The sequence below is a fragment of the Corallococcus praedator genome (assembly GCF_003612125.1).
Taxonomy (GTDB): domain Bacteria; phylum Myxococcota; class Myxococcia; order Myxococcales; family Myxococcaceae; genus Corallococcus; species Corallococcus praedator.
This window is the reverse complement of sequence record NZ_RAWI01001103.1, coordinates 1-434: the sequence shown is the minus strand read 5'-3', so window position 1 is coordinate 434 and position 434 is coordinate 1. Positions and strand designations below refer to the sequence as shown.

1 protein-coding gene is annotated in these 434 nt (G+C 58.3%); it reads right to left on the bottom strand.

Annotated features, from left to right (window positions below):
- Positions 1 to 434 (bottom strand): PilW family protein (locus D7Y13_RS43230; protein WP_244222490.1); only part of this gene is annotated, 434 nt, incomplete at both ends.

Genomic DNA, 434 nt, shown 5'->3' with positions numbered 1-434 from the left:
GACCTGCTGAGCGCCGGTCGTGTTTGTCTGGCCCAGACAGTTCATGGTGCCGTCCCCACTGGCAGTCGCAAACCGAGTTGTTACCGTATCCGTACCTGCGGTGGCACCCGAAGTACCGGAAATCACCTGGCCGGCAGCCAGCGAGCCATTCGCCGGGAATGCCGATAGGGCCGTGTTGACTGTCGGGTTGGGGAAATACCCCGCCTGCTGTACAACATTGGTCAAGATGGTCAGCGCCAGTCGCTCATTGTCTTGCAACTGCGCAAGCTGATCCTGGCTCGTGAAGCTCTTCTGCATGTTCACGAATACAACGACCACGCCAGTCATGATGAACAGCGCAATCACCATAGCGATCAGTATCTCGACTAGGCTCGTACCGCCTTGGCTGCGTGCCGATTGCATCCGGTGCGTCATCGAATTGGCGCTCATGGCTG